The sequence below is a fragment of the Pseudomonas sp. LBUM1672 genome (assembly GCF_059695655.1).
Genome location: NZ_CP166781.1, coordinates 1,695,414 through 1,718,510, shown reverse-complemented (window position 1 = coordinate 1,718,510; position 23,097 = coordinate 1,695,414). Strand labels below are relative to the sequence as shown.

Below are 23,097 nucleotides of genomic sequence, written 5' to 3'. Positions count from 1 at the left end.
GACTCCTTAAAGACTGTTGATCAGTGTGCTGAAGATTTCCTGCGCAGCCTTGATGATCTGCGAAGAGGCGGTGTAGTACTGCTGATATTTGACCAGATTGCCGGTTTCCTCATCGAGGTCGACACCGGACAACGAGTCGCGAGCGCCTTTGGCATTGGCCAGGATGGCGCCGGTGGCGGCACTGTCGAGCTTGCCCTGAGCGGCTTTTGCACCCACGCCTTCAACCAGTTTGCCGTAGGCGTCGGTCAGGGAAATGCCTTTGCTGGCGCTCCCGGTGTCCACGACCTGCTTGGTTTGCAAACCGGCCAGGGCGGTGCCGTTGCGGTTGTCCATCGTGCCTGGCTGCGCGACGTTGATGTCGATCGCGCTGCCGGTGCCCGGCGAGCCGGCCACGGTCATGTCGAAGGTCGCGGTACGCTGCACGGCCGGCGGACCCGGGTCCATGATCGGCACACCCGCGGAATCCTTGAGAGGGATGCTCAGGCTCAGGGTGTTGTTCTGGTTTGGCTTGATGGTGCCGGTGCTGATCTGCACGCCTTTGGCGTCCAGCAACTGGTAAGTCTGGCTGGTGCCGTCGGCCGATGGCGCACCGAATACCACTTTGACTGGCGTCGAGTTCTTGATGCCGTTCTGGATCGCCGTGGTGGTGGCGGCATCGTAAATATCGAGCTTCGTGGTCAGGGTCGGTTGACCGCTGGCCGGGATCGTCAGGGTACCGCTGCCGCCCGGCGTGATGGCCGCGCTCAACGGTGCCGCGATGGCCAGACGCTTGGAGTCGGTCATCTCGGTCTTGATGTTCTCCGCCGCGTTGCGGGTCGGGGTGATCTTGAACGTGTCGCCCGCCGCGGCGGTGCCGCCGGAAAGCTTCAGCGAGAAACCGTCGATCACCGGCGGTGGCGTGGTCAGGGTGCTGAAAGCGCCCATGGACGTGCCATCCGGCAGACGCGAAACGGTGTAGTTGGTGCCGCTGGTGAAGGTGACCTTGTAATCGTTGATGGTCAGCTTGCCGCTGTCCGCGATGGTCACATCAAAGTTGCCTGAACCGGCGCTGTTGCCGACGGTGGCGACACTGCGGCTGGCCATCTGCGCGGCACTGTTGATGCTGTTGAACAGGTTCGAGCCGAACGCACCGTTCTTGTCGATGCCCTGTGCCTGGAGGCTGTTCATCTGATCGGCGACCACCAGGGCCACGCGGCCCAGTTCGTTCATGGCCGGGTCCAGCACGGTGCTGCGATAACGCAGCAGACCGCCCATTTCACCACCGGTCATGACCGAGGTGATGTCGACGGTGGTGCCGTTGCGATTGAGCTGAATGCCCATGCGCGAAGGATCGTTCAGGCTGGGTGCCACGGACAGGGTGCTGGCGGTGCCGCCCATGACCAGCGGCTGGCCGCTGCCCAGGTAAACGTCGAGGTTACCCTCGCGCTCGATGACCTGCGCACCGGTGAAGGTGGAGAGCTGACGCACGGTTTCGTTACGCGCATCGAGCAGCTCGTTCGGCATGCCGCCGGCCTTGGAAATCTCGGAAATCTTCTGGTTCAACTGCGCCACGGTGGCGGCGAGTTTGTTGACCTGGTCGGCCATGTTCGTCAGGTTGCCGTTGACGCTCGCGTTCTGCTGGGTCAACTGGCTGGACACTGAGTTGAAACGATTGCTCAACGCCTGGGCATCGCTAAGCAGCAATTGACGCGACGCGTCATCACCCGGCTTGGCGTTGACGTTCTGCACCGAGGCGAAGAACTTGGTCAGGGCGCCATTGAGGCCGGTGCCGCTGTCCGAGAGCAAGGCGTCGAGCGGGCTGATCTGCCCGGCGTACGCGGCCGCATCGCTGTTGAGCGAGGTGGTGGTCTGCAGTTGCGCATCGAGGTAGCTGTTATAGACGCGGCGCACATCGGCCAGGGTCGTACCGGTGCCGATGTAGACATTGCCGAACTGATTCGAGGCTTTGGTGCCCTGCACGGTTTGCTGGCGTGAGTAACCGGCGGTGTCGGCGTTGGCAATGTTATTGCCGGTAGTCATCAACGAGGATTGGCCAGCGGCCAGACCCGACATCCCGATATTGAGCAAACTCATGGTTCAGACCTTATGCCTTGTGCCTATAGAGGCGTAGTGGAAGCGCCCGCCGCAGCGTAGTTTTGGTAACTCGTCATCTGCTTGGCTATCTGCGAAATCTTGCTTGCGTAGGCCGGGTCGGTTGCATAACCGGCTTTCTGCAGCTCGCGTACAAACTGTTCTGGGTTATCGGCAGACTTCAGAACATCTTGATAGCGATTATTGGTTTGCAGCAAAGTCACCAGGTCATGGAAGCTGTCTTTATACGAGTCGTAGGAACGGAACTCGGCCGTCTCCTTGACCATCTCGCCATTCCTGAATTCGCTGGTGATTGCGCGTGCCGACTCACCCTTCCAACTGCTGCTGGCCTTGATGCCGAACAGGTTGTGGCTGCTGCTGCCATCCTGGGCGCGCATGACCGATTTGCCCCAACCGGTTTCCAGGGCCGCCTGGGCCACCAGGTAACGCGGATCGACGCCGATACGGTCGGCGGCTTCCTTGGCCATCGGCAGCATGGTGTTGACGAATTCGTCGGCGGAGCTGAAGGCTTTCTTCGGAGGCGCCAGTGGAATCTGCGCCATCGCACGACCGTAAACCTGCAAGCGTCCGCTCGATTTGTTATCGGCTGGCGAAGGCAGCCAGTCACCATTGAACAGTGGCCCGGCACCGGTCACTACCGGCGTCGCGGCGCGTTCAGGCAGCAAGGTTTTGTTCGGAGTTGTCGCGGCGGTCGTCGTTGCCGAAGGCACCAGACCGGCGAGCAAGCGATCGGCCAGTTTCGGCGGCAAGGCCAGACGGCGCTGATTGATCAGCTCCATGTCATTGTGATGGGTGCCCTCGCCTGTCGGCGCTTTCACCGAACGCGAGGCCCACAACGGACGCTGACCATTGAGCCGCGACAGCGGACCGTCGGTGGCGACGGTGCCTGCGGCAATCGGCGTTGGCACCGCGGCTTTCGCCGCTTCCTGCTTGGCGGCGGACAAGGCCGCAGCCTCGCCCGGCGCCAGCGGTTTGTTCTTCGACATCTGCCGCATCAGCACGTCTGCCAGACCAATACCGCCGCCCTCGCGGGACATGGAAACGGCCAACTGCTGGTCGTACATTTCCTGGTATTGCTTGGCCGCCGGCGTGTTGAGCGGATTGTCCTTGCCCAGCGCATCGGTGGCCGAGCGCATGGACTTGAGCATTTCACCGAGGAACAGCGACTCGAATTCCTGCGCCACTTTGCGCATGTTCGCGTCACTGTCCTTGTCGCCGACCTTGAGCTGGTTCAAACGATTCAAGTCCGAATAGGACCCCGAATCGTTGCTGCTCACACCAAGACCGCCCTTGCGCATATCCATGGTCGCTGTCCTCAGATCACGATCAGGTCGGCTTGCAACGCGCCGGCCTGCTTCAGTGCTTCGAGGATCGCCATCAAGTCACCCGGCGCCGCGCCGACCTGGTTCACCGCCCGCACGATCTCGTCGAGGGTGGTGCCCGGGCCGAACTTGAACATCGGCTTGGCTTCTTGCTGGGCGTTGACCCGCGAGCGCGGCACGACGGCGGTCTGGCCATTGGACAGAGGGCCGGGCTGGCTGACGATCGGGTCTTCGGTGATGGTCACTGTCAGGCTGCCATGAGTCACGGCGGCCGGCGAGACCTTGACGTTCTGGCCGATCACGATGGTGCCGGTGCGCGAGTTGATGATGACTTTCGCCACCGCCTGACCCGGGTCGACTTCAAGGTTCTCGAGGATCGACAGATAGTCGACGCGCTGACTTGGATCGAGTGGCGCGCTGACACGGATCGAACCGCCGTCGATGGCTTGGGCCACGCCAGGGCCGAGCATGTCGTTGATCTTGTCGACGATGCGCTTGGCCGTGGTGAAGTCCGAACGATTGAGGTTCAGGGTCAGGCTGTTGCCCTGGTTGAAACCGCTCGGTACCGAACGTTCCACCGAGGCACCGCCCGGAATACGACCGGCCGACGGAACGTTGACGGTAATCTTCGAACCGTCGCGACCTTCGGCATCAAAACCGCCGACCACCAGGTTGCCCTGGGCGATCGCGTAGACGTTGCCGTCGATACCTTTAAGCGGCGTCAGCAGCAAGGTGCCGCCGCGCAGGCTCTTGGAGTTACCGATCGATGCAACGGTGATGTCGACCTGCTGACCCGGCTTGGCAAACGCCGGCAGATCAGCACTGATCGACACGGCGGCGACGTTCTTCAGCTGCACGTTGCCCGAACCCGGCGGCACCTTGATGCCGAACTGCGAGAGCATGTTGTTGAAGGTCTGCAGGGTGAATGGGGTTTGCGTCGTCTGGTCGCCGGTGCCGTTAAGCCCGACCACCAGGCCGTAGCCGATCAATTGGTTGGAACGCACGCCGGAAATACTAGCGATATCCTTCAGCCGCTCGGCTTGCGCGTTGAACGCAGCCGAGAGCATCAGGGCGGCCACCATCAGGTGTTTAAGATTCAACGTAGCCACCTAGAAAGGGAACAGCGGGCTGAGGAAGAAACGGTCGAACCAGCCTGGCTGACTCGCATCGGCGAACGCACCGGTGCCCGAGTAGGTGATGCGCGCATCGGCGACACGGGTCGACGACACGGTGTTGTCAGTGGCGATGTCATCGGAGCGCACCATGCCAGCAATCCGCACCAGCTCATCGCCGGTGTTGAGCGTCAGCCACTTCTCGCCGCGCACGGCGATGATGCCGTTGGGCAGCACGTCAGCGACGGTCACGGTGATCGAGCCGGTCAGGCTGTTGCTCTGCCCGGATTTACTGTCGCCCTTGGTTGCGCGGTCGCCTTCGTAGCCGACGTCCAGGCTCAGACTACCGCTGCCCACTGGATCGCTGGTGCTCAGGCCACCGCCGAAAAACGAGCTCAGACCGATGTCGGTCTTGCTGTTCTTGCCGATTTGCGAGTTGGCATTCTTGCTGGCCTGAGTCCGCTCATTCAGCGTGATGGTGATGATGTCACCGACCCGGAACGCCTTGCGGTCGCTGTACAGGTTCTGTTCGAAACCGGCCTGGTAGATCGAGCCGTTATTGGCGGCAGCCGGCAGCGGCGTGCGCGGCAACACCGGGGCGTAGTAAGGGTCATTGGGCTTGGGCGGCGGAGCGACGCAGCCCGCGAGCACGACGACCCCACTCAGTGCCAGAACAGATACAAAGCGATTCATGACCCTACCTCACGGTGTTGCAGGCGACCTCATGGTCGCCTCATAGACTGATTACAGATTCTGCGTTACGAACGAGAGCATCTGGTCGGCGGTGGAGATCACCTTGGAGTTCATCTCGTAGGCGCGCTGAGTGGTGATCATGTTGACCATCTCTTCAACGGTGCTGACGTTGGACGTTTCCAGGGTGTTCTGCAGCGTGGTACCGAAACCGTTCAGGCCCGGCGTACCGATTTGCGGCGCGCCGCTGGCAGCGGTTTCCAGGAACAGGTTGTTCCCCACGGCTTGCAGGCCGGCCGGGTTGATGAAGTCGGCGGTTTGCAGGTTGCCGATCACCTGGTTGGCCGGGTTACCCGGAACGGTGATGGACACGGTGCCGTCGCGACCGACCGTGAAGGTCTGCGCGTCGTTCGGAATGACGATGGCCGGTTCCAGGGCGAAGCCGCTGGCGTTGACGATCTGACCGTTGGAGTCGAGGTGGAACGTACCGTCACGGGTGTAGGACGTGGTGCCGTCCGGCTGCAGGATCTGGAAGAAACCGCGACCGTCGACCGCCAGGTCCAACGGCTGCTCGGTGGTTTGCAGGCTGCCGGCGGTGAAGTTTTTCTGGGTGCCGACGATGCGCACACCGGTACCCACTTGCAGACCGGACGGCAGTTCGCTGTCCTGGGTCGACTGGGCGCCTGGCTGGCGTTTGATCTGATAGAGCAAGTCCTGGAACTCGGCGCGGTCACGTTTGAAACCCGTGGTCGACACGTTCGCCAGGTTGTTGGAAATGGTCGTCAGGTTGGTGTCCTGGGCGGACAGACCTGTTTTGGCAACCCATAGAGCCGGAAGCATTCGATTCTCCTCGTGCGCCTGTTTTACGGCGCGACGTTCTGATAATTAGCTGATCTGCAAGACCCGAGCCATGGCCTGGTCATCGTCTTTGGCGGTGTTCATCATCTTGATGTGCAGCTCGAACTGCTTGGCCAGCGCCAGCACCGAGGTCATTTCTTCCACGGCATTGACGTTGCTCGACTCAAGGAACCCGGACACCAGCTTGACGCCCGCATCGGCTTGCGCCGGCTTGCCGTCTTTGGTGTGGATCGAACCGTCCAGGCCTTTGGTCATGTTCTTCAGGTCAGGGTTGACCAGTTTGATGCGGTCGACTTCAGCCATCACACGCGGGCCTTCACCCATGGCGCGGATGCTGATGGTGCCGTCTTCGCCGACTTCGATCTGCTGCTCGGGCGGCACGGCGATCGGTCCGCCATTGCCCATCACCGGCATACCGTTGCCGGCCCGCAGCACGCCCAGGGCGTCCACGTTCAGGCTGCCGGTGCGCACGTAGCTTTCTGCGCCATCGGGGGTCTGCACGGCGATCCAGCCATTGCCTTGCACCGCGACGTCGAGGTCACGACCGGTTTGAACCAGCGAACCTGGAGAGAAGTCGGTGGCCGGACGCTCGGTCATGGCAAACGCACGCGCCGGAAAGCTGTCACCAAACACCGGCATCGAACGGGCCTGTTCCAGGTCCTTCTGAAAACCGTTGGTGGAGATGTTTGCCAGGTTGTTGGCATGAGCCTTCTGCGCCAGTGCATTCTGGCTGGCGCCGGTCATTGCCACATAAAGGTACTTATCCACGCTCTTTCCTCTGCATGCCGGACGTTTGCCGTCCACCGCTGTACTGCTGAGCGATAAGCAATTTACAGACCAACTTTTTTCTGACGGCGCGAGGCCCGGCAAACAAAGGACTTGAGGGGTTTTGCGGGGATTGGGGAAATGTATCGGAGACGAAAAACCGGCGGTGTTATGCCGTTTGGTGGCAAGTGTCGACTCCACGGGCTCAACCGAACCCTTGTAGCAGCTGTCGAGCACCGCGAGGCAGCGTTCGGCGACGAAGCCGTCGCAAATCCGGCATGCAAGGTTTTCCTGACACACCGCGGTGTCTGGCTTCACGACTGCTGCGCAGCCGAACGCTGCCTCGCGGTGCTCGACAGCTGCTACAGGGACCTAGGTGTTGCCGGGTTCTTTTCCGACTTCATACTCACGCAACTTGTTGGCAATGGTCGTATGGGAAACCCCCAAGCGCTTGCCCAGTTGCCGACTGCTCGGATGCTCGGAATACAGCCGTTCCAGCACCGCTTTCTCAAAGCGCCCGACAATCGCATCCAGCCCGCCCTCGAGGGAGAAATCGCCAAGCGGCTGACGCACGCCGTAATCCGGCAAGCGAATGTGCTCGGCTTTCACGGTCCCGCCCTCGCACAGGGAAACCGCCTGGAACAACACGTTCTCCAACTGCCGGACATTGCCCGGCCAGTGGTAATGACTCAGCCGCTCCATTGCCGCCGGCGCCAGTTTCGGCAACGGGCAGCCGATCTGCCGGCTGGCCTGGTCGAGGAAGTGCTCCACCAGCGGCGTCAAACCGTCGAGGCATTCACGCAGCGGCGGGATATGCAGCGACAACACGTTCAAGCGGTGATACAGGTCCTGGCGAAACTCACCCCGCGCGCACAACTCGGACAAGTCCACCTGCGTCGCGCAGATCACCCGCACATCCAGGTAAACCTCTTCATCACTGCCCACACGACGGAAGCATCCGTCCTGCAGGAAACGCAGCAATTTCACCTGCAAGCGCGGGCTCATTTCCCCGACGCCATCGAGAAACAGCGTACCGCCCGCCGTCAGCTCCAGCAGCCCAAGCTTGCCTTCGGCTCGCGCCCCTTCGAAAGCGCCGGGGCCGTAACCGAACAGCTCGGTCTCGGCCATCGATTCCGGCAGACCGGCGCAGTTGAGTGCCATCAAGGGTGATTGACCGCGAGGGCTCGCCAGGTGACAGGCACGCGCCAACAACTCTTTACCGGTGCCGGTTTCGCCTTCTATCAACAGCGGCGCATCCAGCGGCGCCATGCGTCGAGCCTCGCGCACCACGGCGGCCATGACTTTGGAGCTCTGGAAGATGCTGTCGAACCCACGCAGTTCCTGTTTGCGCACGTTATAGATGCGCTCACCGACCCGATCAGCCCGGTGCAGCGTCAGCACCGCCCCGGCCATGGCTTCGCTGTCGTCATGCTCCGATTGCAGCGGCGCGATGTCGGCGAGAAACACGTCGCCCTTGACCTTGACCCGTAGCCCGTTGATCCGCGACTTGTTGGCGCGCACCAGTTCCGGCAAGTCGAAATCCTCGGCATATCGGGACAGCGGAATGCCCGGCACCTCATCGACCCGCACACCCAGCAACTGCGCCGCCGCACGGTTGGCCGCGACGATGGAGCCGCCCATGTCGATCGACAACACCGGAAACTCCAACGCACCGAGTAAGGCATTGAGCTCCATGTGCCGACGCTCGCTGGGCATCAGCCCTACACGCTTGACACCAAACACCCCGGCAATCGACTCGAATTTCGGACGCAATGCCTGGAACTGAATGTTGATCAGGTTCGGGCAATGCAGGTAGATCGCGTTGCCATGCTCTCCGCCGACCTCGCCGCGAGCGACGTTGATCCCGTACTCGACCAGCAAGTTGAGAATGTCGCGCAGGATGCCGATGCGGTTCTGGCAGTGGACTTTGATACGCATATAAAAGGCCTGATAAACGATGATTGACCTGTGGGAGCCAGCCTGCTGGCGATGGCGTCGCATCAGGCGATGTTGATGTCGAATGACACACCGCTATCGCCAGCAGGCTGGCTCCCACAGGGTTAGCGCCCGATTTTTCTGATGGGGCACTCAGATAGTCGTCAAGATTATGTGACACCTGTGCGCCGTTTCAAACCCGCAAATCTCAATAGCTGCGCCATAGGCGCCAAACCGTAACGAATACTTTACGAAAAACGACGATTTTTCCTACGCACGCCAGCGCTCACCTGCTGCAACACCGCACGCCTTGGGGTATTTCTAAGTCCATAGCAGCACATAACAAGAACGAAATCCCCTAGCAGGAGAGCAGCATGAAGCAGACGCAATACGTGGCTCGCGAGCCCGATGCGCAAGGTTTTATCGACTACCCCGCTGAAGAACACGCGGTGTGGAACACGCTGATTACTCGTCAACTGAAAGTGATCGAGGGGCGTGCGTGCCAGGAATACCTGGACGGTATCGAAAAACTCGGTCTGCCCCACGACCGCATTCCGCAACTCGGCGAGATCAATAAAGTCCTCGGTGAAACCACCGGCTGGCAAGTCGCCCGCGTCCCGGCGCTGATCCCCTTCCAGACCTTTTTCGAATTGCTGGCCAACAAGCAGTTTCCGGTCGCGACCTTTATTCGTACCCGCGAAGAGCTGGATTACCTGCAAGAGCCGGACATTTTCCACGAGATCTTTGGCCACTGTCCGCTGCTGACCAACCCCTGGTTCGCGGAATTTACCCACACCTACGGCAAACTCGGCCTACAGGCCACCAAGGAAGAACGCGTGTACCTGGCGCGTCTGTACTGGATGACCATCGAGTTCGGCCTGGTCGATACGCCAGAAGGCCTGCGTATCTACGGCGGCGGTATTCTCTCCTCGCCAAAAGAAACCGTTTACTGCCTGTCGGACGAACCTGAGCATCAGGCCTTCGATCCGCTGGAATGCATGCGTACGCCGTATCGCATCGACATCCTGCAACCGCTGTACTTTGTCCTGCCGAACCTCAAGCGCCTGTTTGATGTGGCTCATGAAGACATCATGAGCATGGTCAAGCAAGGCATGCAGCTAGGCTTGCACACCCCGAAATTTCCGCCGAAAGCTGCGTGATCCGCAGCTTTTAGAATCAAGTGAGCCTGTCAGGACACGACGCTTTGGTTTAGCGTGGTGAAACTGACGGCCGATTTCCAATAATTCGATTTCAGGAACCCATCATGTCCACATTGAACCAAGCCCATTGCGAAGCCTGCCGCGCCGATGCCCCTCAGGTCAGCGACGAAGAACTGCCGGTCCTGATCAAGCAGATCCCGGACTGGAACATCGAAGTCCGCGACAGCGTCATGCAGCTGGAAAAAGTTTTCCTGTTCAAGAATTTCAAGCACGCGCTGGCATTCACCAACGCGGTCGGTGAAATCTCCGAGGCCGAAGGTCACCACCCTGGCCTGCTGACCGAGTGGGGCAAAGTTACCGTGACCTGGTGGAGCCACTCCATCAAGGGTCTGCACCGCAACGATTTCATCATGGCCGCCCGCACTGACGAAGTGGCCAAGGACGCCGAGGGCCGCAAATAATGCATTTCGACGCCATAGGTCGAGTGCCCGGCGACCCGATTCTCGGCCTGATGGAGGCCTATGCGCAGGACCCCAACCCGCGCAAATTCGACCTTGGCGTGGGCGTCTATAAAGATGCCCAGGGCCTGACCTCGATTCCCCAGTCCGTGAAGCTCGCCGAGCAGCGCCTGGTGGATCGCCAGACCACCAAGACCTACATCGGTGGTCACGGCGAACCGGCGTTCGGCAAGGCGATCAATGAGCTGGTGCTCGGCGCCGATTCCCCGCTGATCGCCGAACAACGGGCCGGCGCTACCCAGACACCGGGCGGCACCGGCGCGTTGCGCTTGAGCGCAGATTTCATCGCCCAGTGCCTGCCGGGCCGTGGCGTATGGCTGAGCAACCCGACCTGGCCGATCCACGAAACCATCTTCGCGGCAGCCGGGGTCAAGGTCAGTCATTACCCGTACGTCGGCAGCGACAACCGCCTCGACGTCGAAGCCATGCTCGCCGTCCTCAAGGATGCGCCGAAGGGCGATGTGGTGTTGCTGCACGCCTGCTGCCACAACCCAACCGGGTTCGATCTGTCCCATGACGATTGGCGCCGAGTGCTGGACGTGGTGCGCAGTCGCGATCTGGTGCCGCTGATTGACTTCGCTTACCAAGGCTTCGGCGATGGACTGGAACAGGACGCATGGTCGACGCGGCTGTTCGCTGCCGAGTTGCCGGAAGTGCTGATCACCAGTTCCTGCTCGAAGAATTTCGGGCTGTATCGCGATCGCATCGGTGCGCTGATTGTTTGCGCGAAAACCGCTGAGAAGCTGGTGGATATCCGCAGCCAACTGGCCAACATCGCCCGCAACCTGTGGTCGACACCGCCGGATCACGGCGCTGCCGTGGTGGCGACGATCCTTGGCGATCCGGAGCTGAAAAGCCTGTGGACCGACGAGGTGGAAGCCATGCGCTTGCGCATCGCCCAATTGCGCAGCGGTCTTGTGGAAGCGCTTGAACCCCACGGTTTGCGTGAGCGTTTTGCGCACATCGGTGTGCAACGCGGTATGTTTTCCTACACCGGTTTGTCGCCGGAGCAGGTTAAACAGCTGCGCGATCATCACAGCGTTTATATGGTCGGCACCGGCCGGGCGAACGTCGCTGGTATCGACGCGACACGCCTTGATCTGCTGGCCGAGGCCATCGCCGCAGCCTGCAAATAACCTCAAGTACCTGCGCCATCCCTGTGGGAGCGAGCTTGCTCGCGATGAGGGCCTGACAGTCGACATCAATGTTGACTGACAGCCTGCAATCGCGAGCAAGCTCGCTCCCACATTGTTTTGCATCGCTCGCACCGACCTGTCTAGACAACTCCATCCGTCGAAACAAATGGATATAAAAGTCTATTTGTCATTTCTCCTGCTGTATCCTGCCCAAGCTTTTTAAAAGCGCGGATCTACCAGATCTATCAACAGACTTTGCGAGGAGCGCGAAACATGCACGAGATCCCTAATCTCCCCTTCCCAAGCCTGCACGAAACTGAGCAGACAACCACGCAACAAGCCGGTGCCCAACAGCCCGAGCCGAAAGAAGCCTCTGAACGCCGCCAGGCCGACAGCGAAGACTGAAACACCTGCAATGCCAGACCGTGTGGAAAGCGCTAACATGCGCTTTCCACACCGCCTGAACCCCGAGTTCCACACAATGACTGATGACTTCTCTGAAACCCAGGCCAGCGTTCTGATCGGCACCGCCGAGAAGATGATCGAGATCTGGAATCGTCTCTCTCCCGAGAAACAAGCCGCGTTGCTCGCCCGTTTCGGCACCGAAGAAAACGCCCTGGCTGCCCTGGTCACGACGCAACTGGTTGCCCCGCAAAAACCTGAATAACCCCCGCCCGGCAAATAGTTTTACTTTTTCCACGACCCTCGGCCGTTCGCGCCGCTATCATAAGCAGCCTATCTATCCCGCTTTCCCGTGGACCTTTACCCATGTCTGAAAACCAGCGCCCCCTGGCGGTCACGCTGCAAGTCGTTTCCATCGTTCTCTTTACCTTCATCGGCTACCTGAACATCGGCATTCCCCTCGCCGTATTGCCCGGCTATGTCCACAGCGACCTCGGCTTCGGCGCCGTGATCGCCGGACTGGTGATCAGCGTGCAATACCTGGCCACCCTGCTCAGCCGGCCGTACGCCGGGAAAATCATCGACAACAAGGGCAGCAAACTCGCCGTCATTTACGGCCTAGCCGGCTGCGGTTTGAGCGGCGTGTTCATGCTGATTTCGGCCTGGACCCAGAGCTTGCCGATGCTGAGCCTGATCAGTCTGTTGATCGGTCGCTTGGTACTTGGCAGCGCGGAAAGTCTGGTGGGTTCGGGCTCGATTGGCTGGGGCATCGGCCGGGTCGGTGCGGCGAATACCGCCAAAGTCATCTCCTGGAACGGCATCGCCAGTTACGGCGCACTGGCGGTCGGCGCGCCGTTGGGCGTGTTGCTGGTCAGTCAATTGGGCTTGTGGAGCATGGGCGTGAGCATCGTGCTGCTGGCCATCCTTGGCCTTGCGTTGGCCTGGCCGAAAACTGCCGCGCCGATTGTGGTCGGTGAACGGCTGCCGTTCATGCATGTGCTGGGACGGGTACTGCCCCATGGTTGCGGCCTGGCCCTGGGCTCGATCGGATTCGGCACCATCGCCACCTTCATCACCCTGTATTACGCCACGCAACACTGGGACAACGCGGTGCTGTGCCTGAGCCTGTTCGGCGCCAGTTTCATTGGTGCGCGGCTGTTGTTCGGCAACCTGATCAACCGCCTCGGCGGCTTTCGTGTGGCGATTGCCTGCCTGTCGGTGGAAACCCTGGGGTTATTGCTGCTGTGGCTGGCACCAGATGCTCACTGGGCACTGGCCGGCGCGGCGCTGAGCGGTTTCGGTTTCTCGCTGGTGTTTCCGGCGCTGGGCGTGGAAGCGGTCAACCTGGTGCCGGCCTCCAGTCGCGGTGCGGCGGTCGGGGCTTATTCGCTGTTCATCGATTTGTCGCTGGGGATTACCGGGCCGCTGGCCGGTGCGATTGCCGCCGGGTTTGGCTTTGCCTCGATCTTCCTGTTCGCCGCACTCGCCGCGTTGAGCGGTTTGGCGCTTAGCGTTTATCTGTACCGGCAGGCGCCCAAGCACCTTAATGAAAAGTATCGCGAAGAAAGAGATGCGCGCTAGAAATCGATCTTGCCGCGTCCGGCCTTGATGCTGCCACGCTTGGTCTTGGACTCCAGTCGACGCTTCTTCGACCCGAGGGTCGGCTTGGTCGGGCGGCGTTTCTTCTCGACTTTGGTGGCGCTGAGGATCAACTCGACCAGCCGCTCCAGCGCATCGGCACGATTGGCCTCCTGCGTGCGGTATTGCTGGGCCTTGATGATCAACACCCCGTCGCTGGTGATGCGACTGTCACGCAGCGCCAGCAGCCGCTCCTTGTAGAACTCAGGCAAGGACGAGGCCGGAATGTCGAAGCGCAGGTGCACGGCGCTGGAGACCTTATTGACGTTCTGCCCACCGGCGCCTTGCGCGCGAATGGCCGTCAACTCGATCTCGGCATCCGGCAGATGCACATTGTTGGAAATCACCAGCATGGAAAAGGGGTCCGCATTTGGGGTTCATCAGGATACCCGAATAGCCGGTAGGGGAATGCGGACCATTGTGGGAGCGAGCCTGCTCGCGATGGCGTCGTTGCATTCAACATCCATGTTGGCTGACAGATTGCCATCGCGAGCAGGCTCGCTCCCACAGGGTTCTGCGGCGCGCACAAAAAACCCGGCGCATGGCCGGGTTTGTTGCTTCTGCAAACTGAACTTACTTCGCGTTTGCCGCCTGCAACGCATGCTGAGCGCTGCGCTTGTTCTTGATGCCGTAGCACACCCACATGAACGCAACCCACACCGGAATCGCATACACCGAAATCTGGATGCCCGGGATCAACAGCATCACGCCGAGAATGAACACCACGAACGCCAGGCAGACGTAGTTCCCATACGGGTACCACAGGGCCTTGAACAATGGCGTCTGTTTGGTCTTGTCCATGTGCTGGCGGAACTTGAAGTGCGAGAAGCTGATCATCGCCCAGTTGATCACGAGGGTGGCAACCACCAGCGACATCAACAATTCCAGCGCGTTTTGCGGGATCAGGTAGTTCAGCAACACCGCGATCAACGTCACCGCCGCCGAAGCGAGAATCGAGCGTACCGGCACGCCGCGCTTGTCGATCTTCGCCAGGGCTTTCGGCGCATCGCCCTGCTCGGCCATGCCCAGCAGCATACGGCTGTTGCAGTAGGTGCCGCTGTTGTACACCGACAGCGCCGCAGTCAGGACCACGAAGTTGAGGATGTGCGCGGCGGTGTCGCTGCCAAGCATCGAGAACACTTGAACGAACGGGCTGCCGCTGTACGAATCACCCGACGCGTTCAAGGTCGCCAACAGGGCGTCCCACGGCGTCAGCGACAGCAGGATGACCAGTGCACCGATGTAGAAAATCAGGATCCGGTAGATCACCTGGTTGATGGCTTTGGGGATCACGGTTTTCGGCTTGTCGGCTTCGGCTGCGGTGAAACCGAGCATTTCCAGGCCGCCGAAGGAGAACATGATGATCGCCATGGCCATCACCAGACCGCTGACGCCGTTCGGGAAGAAGCCGCCGTGGGCCCACAGGTTGGTCACCGAGGCTTGCGGGCCGCCATGGCCGCTGACCAGCAGGTAACTGCCGAGCGCGATCATGCCGACGATCGCCACGACCTTGATGATCGCAAACCAGAATTCGGCCTCGCCAAAGACTTTGACGTTGGCGAGGTTGATCAGGTTGATCAGCACGAAGAAGCCGGCGGCCGAGACCCAGGTCGGGATGTGCGGCGCCCAGTAGTGGATGTACTTGCCGACCGCGGTCAGCTCCGACATGCCCACCAGAATGTACAGGATCCAGCAGTTCCAGCCCGACAGGAAGCCGGCGAAACCGCCCCAGTATTTGTGCGCGAAGTGGCTGAAGGAACCGGCCACCGGCTCTTCGACAATCATTTCGCCGAGCTGGCGCATGATCATGAACGCAATGAAGCCGCAGATGGCGTAGCCGAGGATCATCGACGGGCCGGCGGATTTCAGGACGCCGGCCGAGCCCAGGAACAGCCCGGTACCAATCGCGCCACCGAGGGCGATCAGTTGAATATGGCGATTTTTCAGGCCGCGTTTCAGCTCGCCTGAATGCGAGTTTTGTCCACTCATGAAAAGGGTCTCACGCAAGGTTTGATGATGTTCGTTAGACGTTGCTGCTCGGTTGCGATTTCAAGCAGCGCCGATCAAACCCCAGCGAAGGCAAAAGGAGTTCAGCGTTTTTACAACGGTCATGCGTCACCTGTTTGTTTTTATCTGTGACGAAATCGAACCCGACACGCTTGTGGCGCGGCGGAGTGAACAAGGCGGATAGCCTTGAGGTTTGCGCAGGTGCGCAGGAGGTCACAGTTAAAACGCGGCGCATTGTACACCTGTAACCCCCTGCTGCCAGACACCGCTGGATCAGCGCGTCGTTTGCCGGGATTGCCTGTGTCCGCCCCGAGGGTCTCGGGCGGCTGCAAAAATAGGGTCAGACCTTTGCGGGTCTTCGATAAGGGCGACGGAAAAATCGCCCCTTGGGGAGAAGTGGAAATGAGTCACGGCGTACATTGCGCCTCCTTCTTGTTATGCACCTGCACGACAGGCATGGGACGCATCTCACCCTTCCAGCGCCGCTGAAACAAGCGGGCCAGAGCCTTGCAGGATCAGCGATCGATTGGTTTACGGAAGGTTTTCCTTACACCCCTTCCGCATGCGTCAATCCAAGGGCTTTGAGGCGCGATTCCGTCAGCTTTTCTTTACAAGCTGTAACGCATATTTTCCAAATCAGATCAATCCGTAGGACGACTGCAAATTGACGGTAGGAAGCTTCCTAACGAAAAGGTCGAGTTAGTTTTTTGTTTTTTATCGATAAAAGCCCCGCCAAAAAACAGAATAAAAAGTTCAATTAAAACTAATTTGATTATTTTTTTGCAATTTAAAATCCTCTGAACTAGGTTTTCAGCGACTTGCCGAGACGCATCGACCGGCAAGTTGGCGGGTTAATCAATGACTGAAAAACACGCCGCTGTACTTACCGAAAAGTCATCTGGGAGATTCACAATGCAAGCACTTGAAAAAGACTTGGAAACTGAACTGCAACTGGACGATTGGTTTGAAGCACCGACCCATGAAGCCGCCGTTGAAATGATGCAAGCCGATGCGGTCGTTCCGTTCGGCACGGCGATGTGGCCGCTGTAAGACACCTCGGCAGGCACGATCCGGCCGGTTGTGCCTGCCACTTTTTTCGGTTTGTCAGGGAGGACTACATGGATAAGCAACGCGCCATTTCGCATTTCCTTTACTACCTCGAACACCACCCTGCCCTTGCCGGCATCAACCCGGCGAAGGTCTTGCTCGGCCACACCGCTGATTACGAGGTACTGACCGGCGCCATCGCCGAACAGGCCGATGACAGCCCACGGTTCAGCTTCAGCGCGATGCGGCTGGATCTGGAACCCACGGAACTGCTGGCCCAGGCGATTGCCGACAGCGATCTGTACATTTTCTTCTACGACTCTTCCACCCTGCCCAACCCTCGCCCCGACGGCCCGGAATTTGTCCGTGCGCTGCAGGGCGTGATGGCCGAGAACTGGAAGAAGTCGCTGCTGTTCAAGGATTACGGCGATTACTTCTACGACACTTTCAGTGTCACTCCGCAGCGTATAGCAGGGCTCAACAGCCATTTGATCCAGCGCATGTCTCACGCGAAAACGTTAAGTTTCAAAGATGATCACGGCTCGTGGTTCGAAACCCCGATGCATAGCATCAAGAAGTGGACCGATATCAACGGCGTCGGCAACTTTGACTTGGCGCCCGGTGAAATTGCGACGCACAGCGAAGCGATCAACGGCCAGGTGAAGTTCATGGGGACGTTCCTCAGTACGATTCCGTTTGCCCGCAAGTATGGGGTGCTGGATTCGCCGCTGGAGTTGTGGATCGAGAATTCGACCATCCGCAAGATCGCCACGGATGTACCGGGGCTGGAACATGACTTCAACAAGTACCTGGAAGCCAATCCGTCGAACCGGCGTATTGAGGAGTTGGGGATTGGCACCAATGAAGGCGTGAAGAGTCTGTATGCCCGAAATGCCGGGTTTGAAGAGCGCCATTGCGGGTTGCATCTGGGGTTGGGCGGTGGGGCCAAGGGCAGCCATCATCTGGACCTGATCTTCTCCAGTGGGGTGTTGGCGCTGGATGATGAGCCGGTGTTTGATGGGCGGTTTGTGTTTTAGCGGCCGACGCTTTCGCGGGCAAGCCTCGCTCCTACAAGGACATCGCCGATCCTGTAGGAGCGAGGCTTGCCCGCGAAGGGGACCGCACAAACACCACAGAGCTAATGCCGAGGCAAAAAAAACGCCAACCCGAAGGTTGGCGTTTTTTATGCGGCGCTTACCGATTACTCAGGCTTGCGACGACCGAAGCCCGGACGCTGGCCCGAACCGGCTGGCGCACCACGGCGTTTGCCCGACGGTGCATCCTTGTCGACCAGAACGATGCCTGGACGCTTCTTCGCCGGTGCCTTGGCCGGGCGCTTGGTGTCGGAAGGACGGTCTGCCACTGGTGTACCGCGACCCGACTCACCACGAGACTCGCCACGACCGGCTGGAGCACCGCGATCGCTACGACCGCCGCTTGGCGCACCGCGGCCTTCGCCACGCTCGGTGCGACCGTTGGCCGGACGCGGCGTGCGTGGACCGCGCTCGCCATCAGCGCGTGGCGCTGCTGGTTTGCGGGCTGGACGCTCGCCTTCGATTTGCGGCTCACGGGAGTCACGCGGCGTAGCAGCGGTCTGGTTACCGATGGCTGGACGCAACGAACGCACGCGCTCGGTCTTGCCCATTGGACGCGACGATTTACGCTGCATGCGGTCAAGTTTGTCTTTGCTCTTGGCGTTCATCTGCGGCATGGCCACAGGCGTCAGGCCAACTTCAGCACTGAGAATATCGACTTCGTACTGGCTCATTTCGCGCCAGCGGCCCATCGGCAGGTCGGAGTTGAGGAACACCGGACCGAAACGCACGCGCTTCAGACGGCTGACCACCAGGCCCTGGGACTCCCACAGACGACGAACTTCGCGGTTGCGACCTTCCATCACCACGCAGTGGTACCAGTGGTTGAAACCTTCGCCACCCGGTGCTTGCTTGATGTCGGTGAACTTGGCCGGGCCGTCTTCAAGGACGACGCCTGCTTTCAGACGCTCGATCATCTCGTCATCGACTTCGCCACGCACACGTACCGCGTATTCACGGTCCATTTCGTAGGAAGGGTGCATCAGGCGGTTGGCCAGCTCACCGTCGGTGGTGAACATCAGCAGGCCAGTGGTGTTGATGTCCAGACGACCGATGTTGATCCAGCGACCTTCTTTCGGGCGCGGCATCTTGTCGAAAACGGTCGGACGGCCTTCCGGATCAAGGCGGGTGCAGATTTCGCCGTCGGGCTTGTTGTACATGATCACGCGGCGTACCGACTCGGCAGCTTCTTCGCGCTTGATCACCTTGCCATCAATGGTGATGGCGTCGTGCATGTCGACGCGCTGCCCGAGGGTGGCGTCTTTGCCGTTGACCTTGATGCGGCCGTGGCTGATCCAGGCTTCCACGTCACGGCGCGAGCCGACGCCGATACGGGCGAGGACTTTCTGCAGTTTTTCGCCTGCTGGGCCGATTTCCTGGTCGTCTTTCTGGTCGTTGATACTCATCTGGGCACCTCCCGGTGTGGTCTGTTCAGGCGGCCCTGAATTGAGCGTCCTGAAGCGATGTAAATCTGGGTACTTTTTGAAGAGCTTGGGCGAAGCGATCGCCGAAGGGTCGCGAATCATACGCTCATGGAAGCGTTTGCGCATCAGAGACTAGCTGATGATGGCCTGCTTATTTGCTTTTGCGCCGAACGGCGCCGCCGAGTTTGATCAACCTGAGCGCCGACTCCGCGAGTACCGTGCGCTTGTCGGCCTTGTCGAGTTTCTTCCAGGCCTTGATCTCACGCTTGCTGCGACCGCAGCCGAGGCAGATGTCGTCGGTGAATTTGCAGACGCTGATACACGGGTCTTTGGTAGAACTCATCAAATACTCCAGTCAACACCAATCCACTGTGGGAGCTAGCCTGCTAGCGATGAGGGAGTGTCAGTCGACATCATTGTTGCCTGACACTCCCTCATCGCTAGCAGGCTAGCTCCCACAGAGGGCCTTCATTGTCCACAGGGATGGGTTCAGTCGTCGAATTCGCGGCGTTCGGCTTCGATGGCTTCGGCCAGGGCCCGGGCCTCGGCTTCTTCGTCGCTCAATTCGGGCTCGGGTTTTGGCTGTTCTAGAGCGGCGACAGCGGCCAGGAGTTTTTCGCGCGCTTCGGCGACGCCGAGCACGTCATCCTCAAGCGCTTCTTCCGGCTCTTCTTCGACTGTGGCTTCTGGCTCGACCTGAAGTTCAACTTCGATCTCGGGCTCAGGTAGCTCCAGCACCTCTTCGGATTCCGTCACCGCGCTATCGCGCAGGATGTCATCAAAGTCGGTCTTGAGCCCCTCCTCCATGGTGTCCAGTTCCAGCAACAGCGTATGGAAACTGGTCTCCTCCTTGGGCTCCTCCGGCTCGGCGCTGGCATCCGCCAGCTCCTGCAAACTTGCCGGGACTGGCGCGTCGTCGAAGTCCAGTACCGGATCAGGCTCCAGTTCTCGCAACTCAGCCAGCGGCGGCAAGTCGTCAAGGTTCTTCAGGTTGAAGTGATCGAGAAACGCCTTGGTGGTGGCAAACATCGCCGGTTTGCCGGGCACGTCGCGGTAGCCGACGATGCGGATCCACTCGCGTTCCAGCAGGGTCTTGATGATGTGACTGTTGACCGCCACGCCCCGCACGTCTTCGATCTCGCCCCGGGTGATCGGCTGGCGATAGGCAATCAGAGCAATGGTTTCGAGCATGGCACGCGAATATCGCTGCGGGCGTTCTTCCCACAACCGTCCTACCCACGGCGAGAACTTTTCGCGGATCTGCAAGCGATAACCGGAGGCCACTTCCTTCAGCTCGAAGGCGCGGCCGTCGCAGGACTTGGCCAGAAGCGTCAGGGCTTTCTTGAAGACCGGCGGCTCCGGCCGCTCGCCTTCTTCGAAGAGTTCGAACAGGCGTTCAAGCGATTGCGGTTTTCCCGAGGCCAACAGAAAGGCTTCAAGCAGTGGCGCCAGCTCGCGGGGTTCAGTCAGGTTCATGATTCAACTCGTTATTCGGCTCGGGCTCGCACGTGGATCGCCGCGAACGGCTCATTCTGCACCAGCTCGACCAAAGATTCCTTGACCAGTTCGAGGATCGCCATAAAGGTCACCACCACCCCCAGGCGTCCCTCTTCAGCGGTGAACAATTCGACAAAGGGCACGAAACCGCCGCCCTTGAGCCGGTCCAGCACATCGCTCATGCGTTCGCGGGTGGACAGTGCCTCGCGGCTGACCTGGTGGCTTTCGAACATGTCGCCACGGCGCAGGACCTCGGCCATGGACAGCAGCAGCTCTGACAAACGCACATCCGGCAACAGCTTGCGCGCCCGGGCTTCCGGGGCGTCGAGCTTGGGCACTACTACGTCACGTCCGACACGGCTCAGGCCATCGATGCCTTCCGCCGCCGCCTTGAAGCGTTCGTACTCCTGCAAGCGACGGATCAGCTCGGCGCGCGGGTCGTCTTCTTCGTCTTCGATGGTTTCGGCACGCGGCAGCAGCATCCGCGACTTGATCTCGGCCAGCATCGCGGCCATCACCAGGTACTCGGCGGCCAGCTCCAGGCGCACCGACTGCATCAACTCGACATAGCCCATGTACTGGCGAGTGATTTCCGCCACCGGGATGTCGAGGATGTTGATGTTCTGTTTGCGGATCAGGTACAGCAGCAGGTCGAGCGGGCCTTCGAAAGCTTCGAGAAACACCTCGAGCGCATCCGGCGGGATGTACAGGTCCAGCGGCATTTCCAGGACCGCCTGGCCATAGACCATGGCGAAGGGCAGCTCCTGCTGGGCGCCGGCCTGACTGTCGACAACAGGTTCCACTGCAGACATCTACGCCTCGGCCATGAACGGCGTCGGGTCGCCGCAACCAACGCGGATCACTTCCGGCTCGCCGTCGGCGAGGTTGATCACGGTGGACGCCTTGATCCCGCCGAAACCGCCATCGATGATCAGGTCGACCTGATGCTCAAGCAACTGGCGCATTTCGTACGGATCGCTCATCGGGTCGGTGTCGCCGGGCATGATCAGGGTCACGCTCATCAGCGGCTCGCCCAGTTCTTCCAGCAGCGCCAGGGCAATCGGATGGCTCGGCACCCGCAGGCCTATGGTGCGTTTTTTCGGGTGCAACAACAGCCGCGGGACTTCGCGGGTGGCGTTGAGAATGAAGGTGTACGGCCCTGGCAGGTGCGCTTTGAGCAGGCGGAAGGTGCCAGTGTCGATCTTGGCGAACAGCCCCAGTTGCGACAGGTCGCTGCAAATCAGCGCGAAGTTGTGCTTGTCATCCAGCCCGCGTAAACGGCGTACGCGCTCTACGGCAACCTTGTCGCCGATCTGGCAACCAATGGCGTAGGACGAGTCTGTGGGATAAATCACCACCCCGCCGCTGCGGATGATCTCGACAGCCTGTTTTATCAGGCGCGCTTGCGGGTTTTCCGGATGAATCTGGAAAAATTGACTCACATTCTCTACCTGTTCAGACGGCGGCAATAATTGGGTCATGTTTGAATCGACACCACAGTGGTGGCAGATCCTCCGGGAGCGGACGGTATTCGCCGATCTCGGACCAGCCTCCAGGGCCATGAAAATCACTGCCGGCGCTGACCAGCAGACCGAACTCACGAGCTAGAATCGCCAGGCTGCCCACTTGTTCGGCGGGCTGATGGCCATTGACCACTTCAATTGCGTGGCCCCCGGCTTGAATATAGTCAGAAATCAGGCGGCGACGCTTGCTGCGAGTGAAATCGTAGTGCCACGGATGCGCCAGGCTGACCCAGGCTTTCGCGGCCCGAAGGGTTTCGACCGTGTCTTCCAGGGTCGGCCAGTGCTGCTTGACGTCGCCCAGTTTGCCGGCGCCCAGCCATTTGCGGAACGCTTCGGCGCGATCCTTGACGAAACCTTCACGCACCATCCAGTCGGCGAAGTGCGGACGGGCCGGCGCATTGCCGCTATCACCCAGTTCCTGCTGGATGGCCCGTGCACCTTCCAGCGCGCCCGGCATGCCTTTCAACGCCAGCTTGCGGCTTATTTCTTCGGACCGCAGCCAGCGGCCATCGTGCAATTTGGCGATGGCATCGACCAACGGTACGGCATTGACATCAAATCCGTAGCCGAGCACATGAATGGTCGCGCCACCCCAGGTGCAGGACAATTCGACGCCGTTGACCAGTTGCATCCCCAGCGCCGTGGCCGTACTGCGGGCCTCATCGAGGCCTTCGAGGGTGTCGTGATCGGTCAAGGCCAGCACTCGCACGCCTTTCTCGAACGCACGCGCCACCAGGACAGCAGGTGCGAGAGCGCCATCGGAGGCGGTGCTATGGCAGTGCAAATCGACATTCACGGGGATGTGTTACCTCAAATCAGCTGGCGCTATCGCGCGCCCATATGTTTGTTATTATGCCGCCACATCCTGCTTCTGGCTG

23 protein-coding genes are annotated in these 23,097 nt (G+C 60.2%); 8 read left to right on the top strand and 15 right to left on the bottom strand.

The genetic code is table 11. The features are described 5' to 3' along the window. Positions 1 to 6: 6 nt before the first annotated feature. The 7 genes from flgK to ACA053_RS07675 all read right to left on the bottom strand — a co-directional run bounded on the left by flgK (position 7) and on the right by ACA053_RS07675 (position 8,776). Positions 7 to 2,073 carry a flagellar hook-associated protein FlgK gene (flgK, locus tag ACA053_RS07705; protein WP_497316396.1) on the bottom strand — a complete coding sequence of 689 codons (2,067 nt, stop codon included), beginning with the start codon at positions 2,071 to 2,073 and terminating at the stop codon, positions 7 to 9. A 23-nt stretch (positions 2,074 to 2,096) separates the two neighbouring features. Beyond that, a complete protein-coding gene (flgJ, locus tag ACA053_RS07700; RefSeq protein WP_497394899.1) occupies positions 2,097 to 3,395 on the bottom strand; it encodes a flagellar assembly peptidoglycan hydrolase FlgJ in 1,299 nt (432 codons plus the stop codon). Between the two features lie 11 nt (positions 3,396 to 3,406). Continuing rightward, a complete protein-coding gene (locus ACA053_RS07695; protein ID WP_219097715.1) occupies positions 3,407 to 4,495 on the bottom strand; it encodes a flagellar basal body P-ring protein FlgI in 1,089 nt (362 codons plus the stop codon). 27 nt (positions 4,496 to 4,522) lie between these two features. Next, complete coding sequence (gene flgH / locus ACA053_RS07690) at positions 4,523 to 5,218, bottom strand: flagellar basal body L-ring protein FlgH (RefSeq protein WP_219097699.1); 696 nt, start codon at positions 5,216 to 5,218, stop codon at positions 4,523 to 4,525. Between the two features lie 51 nt (positions 5,219 to 5,269). After that, positions 5,270 to 6,055 (bottom strand): flagellar basal-body rod protein FlgG, encoded by a 786-nt coding sequence (gene flgG / locus ACA053_RS07685; RefSeq protein WP_219097700.1) that lies wholly within the window; start codon positions 6,053 to 6,055, stop codon positions 5,270 to 5,272. 45 nt (positions 6,056 to 6,100) lie between these two features. Continuing rightward, positions 6,101 to 6,841, bottom strand: a complete 741-nt coding sequence (locus ACA053_RS07680) for a flagellar basal body rod protein FlgF (protein WP_109628549.1) — start codon at positions 6,839 to 6,841, stop codon at positions 6,101 to 6,103. A gap of 369 nt (positions 6,842 to 7,210) precedes the next feature. Beyond that, on the bottom strand, positions 7,211 to 8,776 hold the full coding sequence (locus tag ACA053_RS07675; protein WP_497297999.1) for a sigma-54-dependent transcriptional regulator: 1,566 nt from the start codon (positions 8,774 to 8,776) through the stop codon (positions 7,211 to 7,213). Between the two features lie 371 nt (positions 8,777 to 9,147). Here ACA053_RS07675 and phhA point away from each other — a divergent pair, with 371 nt between their 5' ends. The 6 genes from phhA (at position 9,148) to ACA053_RS07645 (ending at position 13,570) form a co-directional block, all read left to right on the top strand. Continuing rightward, complete coding sequence (gene phhA / locus ACA053_RS07670; protein ID WP_109628547.1) at positions 9,148 to 9,933, top strand: phenylalanine 4-monooxygenase; 786 nt, start codon at positions 9,148 to 9,150, stop codon at positions 9,931 to 9,933. A gap of 104 nt (positions 9,934 to 10,037) precedes the next feature. Then, positions 10,038 to 10,394, top strand: a complete 357-nt coding sequence (locus ACA053_RS07665) for a 4a-hydroxytetrahydrobiopterin dehydratase (protein ID WP_008030478.1) — start codon at positions 10,038 to 10,040, stop codon at positions 10,392 to 10,394. Further along, a complete protein-coding gene (locus tag ACA053_RS07660; protein WP_497394897.1) occupies positions 10,394 to 11,587 on the top strand; it encodes an amino acid aminotransferase in 1,194 nt (397 codons plus the stop codon). Before ACA053_RS07665 ends, ACA053_RS07660 begins: the two co-directional genes overlap by 1 nt. 273 nt (positions 11,588 to 11,860) lie before the next feature. Then, positions 11,861 to 11,992 carry a hypothetical protein gene (locus ACA053_RS07655; protein WP_307328006.1) on the top strand — a complete coding sequence of 44 codons (132 nt, stop codon included), beginning with the start codon at positions 11,861 to 11,863 and terminating at the stop codon, positions 11,990 to 11,992. A 76-nt stretch (positions 11,993 to 12,068) separates the two neighbouring features. Beyond that, positions 12,069 to 12,254: a hypothetical protein gene (locus tag ACA053_RS07650; protein WP_497318195.1), complete on the top strand. Its 186-nt coding sequence runs from the start codon at positions 12,069 to 12,071 to the stop codon at positions 12,252 to 12,254. A 101-nt stretch (positions 12,255 to 12,355) separates the two neighbouring features. After that, positions 12,356 to 13,570 (top strand): MFS transporter, encoded by a 1,215-nt coding sequence (locus ACA053_RS07645; RefSeq protein ID WP_109628545.1) that lies wholly within the window; start codon positions 12,356 to 12,358, stop codon positions 13,568 to 13,570. Here the strand turns inward: ACA053_RS07645 and arfB are convergent. Then, positions 13,567 to 13,980: an alternative ribosome rescue aminoacyl-tRNA hydrolase ArfB gene (gene arfB, locus ACA053_RS07640; protein WP_497316389.1), complete on the bottom strand. Its 414-nt coding sequence runs from the start codon at positions 13,978 to 13,980 to the stop codon at positions 13,567 to 13,569. The two genes, ACA053_RS07645 and arfB, sit on opposite strands and share 4 nt — an antisense overlap. Before the next feature lie 220 nt (positions 13,981 to 14,200). After that, entirely contained in the window at positions 14,201 to 15,616 is a 1,416-nt protein-coding gene (locus ACA053_RS07635; protein ID WP_109628543.1) for an amino acid permease, read from the bottom strand. 930 nt (positions 15,617 to 16,546) lie between these two features. Between ACA053_RS07635 and ACA053_RS07630 the strand changes: the two genes are divergently transcribed. Together ACA053_RS07630 and ACA053_RS07625 are read left to right on the top strand one after the other, a co-directional pair. Continuing rightward, complete coding sequence (locus ACA053_RS07630) at positions 16,547 to 16,684, top strand: hypothetical protein (RefSeq protein ID WP_010461921.1); 138 nt, start codon at positions 16,547 to 16,549, stop codon at positions 16,682 to 16,684. A gap of 68 nt (positions 16,685 to 16,752) precedes the next feature. Further along, positions 16,753 to 17,718, top strand: coding sequence for a M29 family metallopeptidase (locus ACA053_RS07625; protein WP_497394895.1), 966 nt, complete (start codon positions 16,753 to 16,755; stop codon positions 17,716 to 17,718). Positions 17,719 to 17,882: 164 nt separating this feature from the next. Here ACA053_RS07625 and rluB read toward each other — a convergent pair whose 3' ends face one another. From rluB to ACA053_RS07595, 6 genes are all read right to left on the bottom strand, one after another. Then, positions 17,883 to 19,181, bottom strand: a complete 1,299-nt coding sequence (gene rluB, locus ACA053_RS07620) for a 23S rRNA pseudouridine(2605) synthase RluB (RefSeq protein ID WP_010461925.1) — start codon at positions 19,179 to 19,181, stop codon at positions 17,883 to 17,885. Between the two features lie 169 nt (positions 19,182 to 19,350). Next, positions 19,351 to 19,542, bottom strand: coding sequence for a DUF1289 domain-containing protein (locus ACA053_RS07615; RefSeq protein WP_109628541.1), 192 nt, complete (start codon positions 19,540 to 19,542; stop codon positions 19,351 to 19,353). Between the two features lie 146 nt (positions 19,543 to 19,688). Further along, positions 19,689 to 20,675, bottom strand: a complete 987-nt coding sequence (gene scpB, locus ACA053_RS07610) for an SMC-Scp complex subunit ScpB (RefSeq protein WP_497394893.1) — start codon at positions 20,673 to 20,675, stop codon at positions 19,689 to 19,691. 11 nt (positions 20,676 to 20,686) lie between these two features. Next, a complete protein-coding gene (locus tag ACA053_RS07605; protein ID WP_046032782.1) occupies positions 20,687 to 21,508 on the bottom strand; it encodes a segregation and condensation protein A in 822 nt (273 codons plus the stop codon). Continuing rightward, on the bottom strand, positions 21,509 to 22,138 hold the full coding sequence (locus ACA053_RS07600; protein ID WP_438657550.1) for an L-threonylcarbamoyladenylate synthase: 630 nt from the start codon (positions 22,136 to 22,138) through the stop codon (positions 21,509 to 21,511). A gap of 13 nt (positions 22,139 to 22,151) precedes the next feature. Further along, the gene (locus tag ACA053_RS07595) at positions 22,152 to 23,015 is read right to left on the bottom strand and encodes a PHP domain-containing protein (RefSeq protein ID WP_497316381.1); all 864 of its coding nucleotides are present in this window, start codon (positions 23,013 to 23,015) and stop codon (positions 22,152 to 22,154) included. Positions 23,016 to 23,097: the final 82 nt, after the last annotated feature.

What these genes read in the sequence shown, in the direction of transcription:
- flgK (WP_497316396.1), bottom strand. Translation starts at nt 2,073, where the DNA reads ATGAGTTTGCTCAATATCGGGATGTCGGGTCTGGCCGCTGGCCAATCC.
- flgJ (WP_497394899.1), bottom strand. Translation starts at nt 3,395, where the DNA reads ATGGATATGCGCAAGGGCGGTCTTGGTGTGAGCAGCAACGATTCGGGG.
- ACA053_RS07695 (WP_219097715.1), bottom strand. Translation starts at nt 4,495, where the DNA reads ATGGTGGCCGCCCTGATGCTCTCGGCTGCGTTCAACGCGCAAGCCGAG.
- flgH (WP_219097699.1), bottom strand. Translation starts at nt 5,218, where the DNA reads ATGAATCGCTTTGTATCTGTTCTGGCACTGAGTGGGGTCGTCGTGCTC.
- flgG (WP_219097700.1), bottom strand. Translation starts at nt 6,055, where the DNA reads ATGCTTCCGGCTCTATGGGTTGCCAAAACAGGTCTGTCCGCCCAGGAC.
- ACA053_RS07675 (WP_497297999.1), bottom strand. Translation starts at nt 8,776, where the DNA reads ATGCGTATCAAAGTCCACTGCCAGAACCGCATCGGCATCCTGCGCGAC.
- phhA (WP_109628547.1), top strand. Translation starts at nt 9,148, where the DNA reads ATGAAGCAGACGCAATACGTGGCTCGCGAGCCCGATGCGCAAGGTTTT.
- ACA053_RS07665 (WP_008030478.1), top strand. Translation starts at nt 10,038, where the DNA reads ATGTCCACATTGAACCAAGCCCATTGCGAAGCCTGCCGCGCCGATGCC.
- ACA053_RS07660 (WP_497394897.1), top strand. Translation starts at nt 10,394, where the DNA reads ATGCATTTCGACGCCATAGGTCGAGTGCCCGGCGACCCGATTCTCGGC.
- ACA053_RS07655 (WP_307328006.1), top strand. Translation starts at nt 11,861, where the DNA reads ATGCACGAGATCCCTAATCTCCCCTTCCCAAGCCTGCACGAAACTGAG.
- ACA053_RS07650 (WP_497318195.1), top strand. Translation starts at nt 12,069, where the DNA reads ATGACTGATGACTTCTCTGAAACCCAGGCCAGCGTTCTGATCGGCACC.
- ACA053_RS07645 (WP_109628545.1), top strand. Translation starts at nt 12,356, where the DNA reads ATGTCTGAAAACCAGCGCCCCCTGGCGGTCACGCTGCAAGTCGTTTCC.
- arfB (WP_497316389.1), bottom strand. Translation starts at nt 13,980, where the DNA reads ATGCTGGTGATTTCCAACAATGTGCATCTGCCGGATGCCGAGATCGAG.
- ACA053_RS07635 (WP_109628543.1), bottom strand. Translation starts at nt 15,616, where the DNA reads ATGAGTGGACAAAACTCGCATTCAGGCGAGCTGAAACGCGGCCTGAAA.
- ACA053_RS07630 (WP_010461921.1), top strand. Translation starts at nt 16,547, where the DNA reads ATGCAAGCACTTGAAAAAGACTTGGAAACTGAACTGCAACTGGACGAT.
- ACA053_RS07625 (WP_497394895.1), top strand. Translation starts at nt 16,753, where the DNA reads ATGGATAAGCAACGCGCCATTTCGCATTTCCTTTACTACCTCGAACAC.
- rluB (WP_010461925.1), bottom strand. Translation starts at nt 19,181, where the DNA reads ATGAGTATCAACGACCAGAAAGACGACCAGGAAATCGGCCCAGCAGGC.
- ACA053_RS07615 (WP_109628541.1), bottom strand. Translation starts at nt 19,542, where the DNA reads ATGAGTTCTACCAAAGACCCGTGTATCAGCGTCTGCAAATTCACCGAC.
- scpB (WP_497394893.1), bottom strand. Translation starts at nt 20,675, where the DNA reads ATGAACCTGACTGAACCCCGCGAGCTGGCGCCACTGCTTGAAGCCTTT.
- ACA053_RS07605 (WP_046032782.1), bottom strand. Translation starts at nt 21,508, where the DNA reads ATGTCTGCAGTGGAACCTGTTGTCGACAGTCAGGCCGGCGCCCAGCAG.